The 6,000-nt window shown below is 72.9% G+C and carries 7 protein-coding genes; 4 read left to right on the top strand and 3 right to left on the bottom strand.

Features of this window, described 5'->3' with window-relative positions; translation table 11 throughout:
* A partial coding sequence (locus ABT336_RS18560) for an ADP-ribosylglycohydrolase family protein (RefSeq protein ID WP_350897856.1) occupies positions 1–545 on the bottom strand: 545 nt, incomplete at its 3' end.
* A 73-nt stretch (positions 546–618) separates the two neighbouring features.
* Here ABT336_RS18560 and ABT336_RS18555 point away from each other — a divergent pair.
* A complete protein-coding gene (locus ABT336_RS18555) occupies positions 619–1,308 on the top strand; it encodes a response regulator transcription factor (protein WP_350897855.1) in 690 nt (229 codons plus the stop codon).
* 29 nt (positions 1,309–1,337) lie between these two features.
* On the top strand, positions 1,338–2,741 hold the full coding sequence (locus ABT336_RS18550; protein WP_350897854.1) for a HAMP domain-containing sensor histidine kinase: 1,404 nt from the start codon (positions 1,338–1,340) through the stop codon (positions 2,739–2,741).
* A gap of 221 nt (positions 2,742–2,962) precedes the next feature.
* On the opposite strand, the gene ABT336_RS18545 is transcribed toward ABT336_RS18550, so the two are convergent.
* A complete protein-coding gene (locus ABT336_RS18545) occupies positions 2,963–3,988 on the bottom strand; it encodes an adenosine deaminase (RefSeq protein ID WP_350897853.1) in 1,026 nt (341 codons plus the stop codon).
* 114 nt (positions 3,989–4,102) lie between these two features.
* Between ABT336_RS18545 and ABT336_RS18540 the strand changes: the two genes are divergently transcribed.
* Entirely contained in the window at positions 4,103–5,086 is a 984-nt protein-coding gene (locus tag ABT336_RS18540; RefSeq protein ID WP_350897852.1) for an aldo/keto reductase, read from the top strand.
* Between the two features lie 77 nt (positions 5,087–5,163).
* Entirely contained in the window at positions 5,164–5,358 is a 195-nt protein-coding gene (locus ABT336_RS18535; RefSeq protein ID WP_350897857.1) for a hypothetical protein, read from the top strand.
* A 168-nt stretch (positions 5,359–5,526) separates the two neighbouring features.
* Here ABT336_RS18535 and ABT336_RS18530 read toward each other — a convergent pair whose 3' ends face one another.
* Positions 5,527–5,730, bottom strand: coding sequence for a cold-shock protein (locus tag ABT336_RS18530; protein ID WP_088962828.1), 204 nt, complete (start codon positions 5,728–5,730; stop codon positions 5,527–5,529).
* Positions 5,731–6,000 lie beyond the last annotated feature (270 nt).

Below are 6,000 nucleotides of genomic sequence, written 5' to 3'. Positions count from 1 at the left end.
GCCCGCTCGGGGCGTACTTCGCCGACTCCACCGCCCGCGACCGCCTGCGCCCCGGCGATCCCCTCCGGGTGGGCGTGGGTGACCTCGGCGCTGGCCCGGGCCTGGGCGGCGGCGCGGGCGGTGGAGTCGGCGAAGTACGCCCCGAGCGGGCCGACCCGCATGGCGGCCCCGTTGCCGCAGGAGCCCTGCCCGTCGAAGGCCGAGGCGGCGGCCACCGGCCAGGGCGTCCCGGTCCGGATCAGGCGCAGGAGCGTCGACGCGCCGGTGCCGTACCCACGGTGCGGCTGGTGACGGTCGGCGAACGCCCGTGCCAGCCGGTCCCTGTCGATCTCCCCGAGTGCGGCCAGCTCGGACACCACCGAGCAGGCCATCTCGGTGTCGTCGGTCCAGTGCCAGGGCGGCGGCGGGAGTCGACCGGCGGCCAGGTCGGCCGGGGTGGACCCCGGTCCGACGAACCGCTCGCCGAGGGCGTCGCCGACCGACAGACCGGCCAGGGCGTCCCGGGCCAGTCCCAGACGGGTGTCGGCGAAGAGTACGTACGTCATTACCGTCCCAGCTTGCCGGGTTCCCAGGTGTGCCGCAACGGGGTCGGCTTGCCACGGGAAGTACCTTCTTGACGTGGCCACCGTGCTCCTGGTCGAAGACGACCACGTCGTACGCGGCGCGATGCTGCGATCCCTCACCGACAGGGGGCACGCCGTGCACGCCGTCGGTACGGCGTTGGAGGCGCTGCGCCGGGTCGCCGCCGAGACCCCCGACCTGGTCGTCCTCGACCTGGGCCTGCCCGACCTGGACGGCTCCGACGCGCTGCGGATGCTGCGGGGCATCACCGACGTGCCGATCATCATCGCCACCGCTCGCGACGACGAACAGTCGGTGGTCCGCCTGCTGCGGGCGGGGGCCGACGACTACATGGTCAAACCGTTCACCGGGGCGCACCTCGACGCCCGGATCACCACGGTCCTGCGTCGGGTCGGGCGGGCCAGCCGGGACGTCGCACCGGCCGTCCACGCCGTCGGCGGGCTCCGGGTGGACGTCGGGGAACGCAGCGCCCACCTCGACGGCGAGGCGCTGGCGCTGACCCGCAAGGAATTCGACCTGCTGGCGTATCTCGCCGCCCGTCCGGGCCGGGTAGTGTCCCGGCGGGAACTCTTGGAGGAGGTATGGCGGCAGCCATCGGTCGGCGAGGACCAGACGATCGACGTCCACCTGTACTGGCTTCGCCGCAAAATGGGCGAGTCCGCGGCGAAGCCGCGTTACCTGCGCACCGTGCGGGGGGTCGGATTCCGGTTGGTGGCACCGGACTGAGGACGGCGCTGGCGTGGCTCACCGCCGGCATGTGCACCCTCGTCGCGCTGGCCTTCCTGGTTCCGCTCGGCACGAACCTGCGCGAGCAGGCCCGCGACGGCGCGCTCGCGGACGCGGCCCGACGCAGCGCCCTGGTCACCGGCGCGCTGTCGGTCAGCACCGAGGCGGCGGTGGTGGAACGGGCCGTCACGGCCACCGGCGACGATCCGGCGACCCGTCCCGTGGTCCACGGTCTCGGAGACGAACCGCCGGGTGGTCGGGCGGACGGGGCCGACCTCGACGCCGTCGCCGCCGACCGCCGGCCGGCTGTGGTGACGGTGCCCGGTGGGGTGGCCCGACTCGATCCGGTGTCGCTCGGCGAGACGGTCGCGGTGGTGGAGGTCTTCGTCCCCGACTCGGCCCTCACGGAGGGCGTGGAGCGGATCTGGTGGCTGCTGGCGGCGGTGTGCGCCGCCCTCGTCGGGGCCACTGTGATCCTGGTGGACCGGGTGGCGGCCCGCGCCGTCGACTCGGCCCGGGGGCTGGTCCGGGCGGCGCTCGCGGTGGGCGGCGGGGACCTGGACGTCCGGGTCGAGCCCGGTGGGCCACGGGAGCTGGCGGAGGCGGGGCACGCGTTCAACCGGATGGCGGACCGGCTGGTGGTCTCGCGTACCGACGAACGGGAGATGGTAGCCGACCTGTCGCACCGGCTGCGGACCCCGCTGACGGTGCTCCGGCTCGACGCGGAGGCGCTGGAGTCCGACGACACCAGCGTGGGGCCGTTGAGCCAGGCGGAGCTGGACCGTCTCCGGGGGATCCGGCGGATCCGGCAGGCGATCGTCACCCTGGAGGGGGAGGTCGACGAGCTGATCACGGCCACCCGTAAGGCTGTCACCCAGGAGACCGCACCGGGCAGCTGTGACGCCAGCGAGGTGGTCCGGGACCGGATGGTGTTCTGGGCGGCGCTCGCCGGGGACCAGAACCGCCCGCACCGGGTCTCCGGCGCCCACCTGCGGATTCCGGTGCCGGTGGCGCGGGCCGAGCTCGCCGCCGCCCTGGACGCGGTGATCGGCAACGTCTTCCGTTACACCCCGCAGGGTACGGCGTTCGAGGTGGTGGTCTCCCGCCGCGACGGGTACGTGGCGATCCGGATCGACGACGCCGGTCCCGGCATCCCGGACCCGGACCGGGCGCTGCGCCGGGGCACCAGTGACCAGGGGTCGACGGGGCTCGGTCTGGACATCGCCCGTCGGGTGGCCCTACAGGCCAACGGTTCGGTGAGCATCGACCGGGCCCGGATGGGCGGGGCCAGCGTGGTGATGCTGCTGGCCGACCCGGATGCCGCGCCGCGGCCTGTCAACCGCTTCGGCCTGGTGGGTCGGATGGCCCGGGAGGTCCGGGAGCCGCGAAGCGCCCGTCGACGGTGGGGCAGCCGAGGGACCGAAGTGGACTGAGCCCTCATGTCCGCAGACGTAAGTCTTTCTTAGATCCCGCTTAACCGGGGCTCTGCGGGCCTCGGACCGTGCCATGATCGGCGGCGAACCCATCAGTTCCACCGGCCGAACCTCCTGTCACCCACCCGGCCGGTGTAGCCGGGCGCGCGGCGGAGTGACGGTCCCCCACACCAGTCTCCGCCGCGCGCCGCACGGTTTCCCCTCCCGCCCCCGACGGCCGTTCAGTGGTCCACGGCGGCCAGGTGAGCGTCGATCTCGGCGATGATCCGATCCTGCTCCGGTCCGGCCAGGAACGAGGCGGCCACCCCGGCGCGGGCCAGGTCGGCCACCCCGGCCGGGTCGAGGTCGAGCAGGCGCGCGGCGACGGCGTACTCGTCGTCGAGGGTGGTCCCGAACATCGGCGGGTCGTCGGAGTTGATCGTCACCGGCACCCCGGCCTCGACCAGTCGGGGCAGGGGGTGGTCGGCCAGGCTCGCCACGGCCCGGGTCCGGACGTTGGAGGTGGGGCAGACCTCCAACGGGATCCGCCGCTCGGCGAGGTGACGCAGCAGGTCCGGGTCGTCCACCGCCGAGATTCCGTGCCCGATCCGCTCGGCGCCCAACTCACGCAGCGCGTCCCAGATCGTCTCCGGGCCGGTGGTCTCACCGGCGTGCGGGACGGAGCGCAGCCCGGCCGCGCGGGCCTCGTCGAAGTACGGCTTGAACTGGGGTCGGGGGACGCCGATCTCGGGGCCGCCCAGACCGAAGCTGACCAGGCCATCGGGGCGTTCCTGGAGGGCGATCCGCAGCGTCTGTTCGGCGGCCGGGAGTCCGGCCTCGCCGGGGATGTCGAAGCACCAGCGCAGGGCGACCCCGAAGTCGGCCTGGGCCCGACGTCGGGCGTCCTCGATCGCCTCGCAGAACGCCGGGGCGGGGATCCCCCGCCGGACGTGGGAGTACGGCGTCACCGTCAACTCCGCGTACCGGACCTGCTGCCGGGCCAGCTCACGGGCCACCTCGTGGGTGAGCAGCCAGACGTCCTCGGGGTCGCGGACCAGGTCCACCACGCTCAGGTAGACCTCGATGAAGTGGGCGAAGTCCCGGAAGGCGAAGTAGTCGGCCAGGGCGTCCGGGTCGGCCGGGACCGGACTGTTTCCCTCGTGGCGCGCGGCGAGTTCGGCGACGATCCGGGGGGACGCGGACCCGACGTGGTGGACGTGCAACTCCACCTTCGGTAGTCCGGCGATGAACGTGGGCAGGTCGGTCACGGCTCCTCCTCGACGGTTCTGGCGGTAGTCTCCCAGCTCCGGGGCACCGGCTCGCGGCGGCGGGGCCGCAGCCGGGGGTGCGGGGGATACCGGCCGGTCACTAGGCTCTGCCGAATGGAGAGACGGAAATTCACGCGGCTCGGCCGCGACGTGGGCGTGGTCGGCCTCGGCGCCTGGCAGCTCGGCGCGGACTGGGGCGAGGTCAGCGAGGACGCGGCCCTGGCCGTGCTGAACGCGGCCGTGGACTCCGGGGTGACCTTCCTCGACACCGCCGACGTCTACGGTGACGGGCGCAGCGAGCGGCTGATCGGCAGGTTCCTGCGCGAGCGTGGTGACGCCGGGCTGACAGTGGCCACCAAGATGGGACGGCGGGTCGAGCAGACCCCCGAGGCGTACACGCTCGCGAACTTCCGGGACTGGACCGACAGGTCCCGGAAGAACCTCGGCGTCGACACCCTCGACCTGGTGCAGCTGCACTGCCCGCCGACGCCGGTCTTCGCCGACGACGCGGTCTTCGACGCGCTGGACACCCTGGTCGCCGAGGAGCGCGTCGCGGGGTACGGCGTCAGCGTCGAGACCTGCGACGAGGCGCTCACCGCGATCGCCCGGCCCGGGGTGGCGAGCGTGCAGATCATCCTCAACGCGGTCCGGCACAAGCCGCTGGAGCGGGTCCTGCCCGCCGCCGCCGAGGCCGGGGTGGGCATCATCGCCCGGGTCCCGCTCGCCAGTGGCCTGCTCTCCGGGCGGTACGACGAGAACACCACCTTCCCCGCCGACGACCACCGCACCTACAACCGGCACGGGGAGTCCTTCGACGTCGGCGAGACCTTCTCCGGGGTGGAGTACGACAGGGGGCTGACTGCGGTCCGCCGGCTCGTGCCGCTCGTCGGGCCGGACCGGTCGGTGGCCCAGTTCGCGCTGCGCTGGATCATCGACCAGCCCGGGGTGACGGTGGTGATCCCCGGGGCGCGCAACGCCGACCAGGCACTGGCGAACGCGCAGGCCGCCACGGTGGCACCGCTGACCGACGCGGAGCTGGACGCGGTCCGTGACACGTACGACCAGGTGGTCCGCCCGCAGGTGCACGACCGGTGGTGAACGGCGTGGCGCCCCCCGCCGGTGACCCGGCGGGGCAGGCTGGTCCGCAGGGCGGCGTCGCGGTGAAGGGGGACCCGATGAAGGACTGGCTCGCGCTGACCCTGGGGCTGCTGGCGGTGGTCCTCGGGGCGGTCTGGACGGTCCAGGGCCTGGGATACGTCAGCGGCAGCCTGATGAGCGACCAGCCGGTCTGGGCGGTGGCCGGGGCGGTCCTGCTCGTCGTCGGGCTCGGGGTGCTCTGGTTCGCCCTGCGCGCCCGTCGACGTCCCTGACCCCGGCCGACCGGTCGCCTCCTGCGACGTCAGGCAGGGGTGCCCGGGTCAGCCTCGGACGGGTGAGTCCGTCCGGCGAAAAGCCCCGTATCCCTACGGATACGGGGCTCGGTCGCGTTCACGGGTCCGGACCGCCGGGATGAGCGACGGCGACCGGCCGGCGACGCTTTAGATGGGGCGGACCTGCTCGGCCTGCGGGCCCTTCTGGCCCTGAGCGATCTCGAACTCCACCCGCTGGTTCTCCTCCAACGAGCGGTAGCCGCTGGACTGGATGGCCGAGAAGTGGACGAACACGTCAGCACCCCCGCCGTCGACGGTGATGAAGCCGAAGCCCTTGTCAGCGTTGAACCACTTCACGGTTCCCTGCGCCATGTGAATCTCCTTCTAAAACTGGCGGCCGAGCACGCCGTACGGCCGATTGGCCGTCTTCGAGAAGCGGAGCCTGAGGCGGCCCCCCGTAAAGGGAACTTCTCTCAAACCACGCCGTCTCTCGACAGCGTGGAACAGCAAACCACGTACGCAAAATCTCTGCACAGCCTACCCGACGAATTTCTCCGACATGTGACCTGACCGATGCCTCGGGCTCCCCGGCCGGGGGCACCACGACCACGACAAGACCCCCTCTGACCAGGTCAGGAGGGG

The organism is Micromonospora sp. NPDC000207 (genome assembly GCF_040300925.1).
Taxonomy (GTDB): domain Bacteria; phylum Actinomycetota; class Actinomycetes; order Mycobacteriales; family Micromonosporaceae; genus Micromonospora.
Note: the sequence above shows the minus strand (reverse complement) of the source record. Positions and strands in the feature narration are given on the sequence as shown.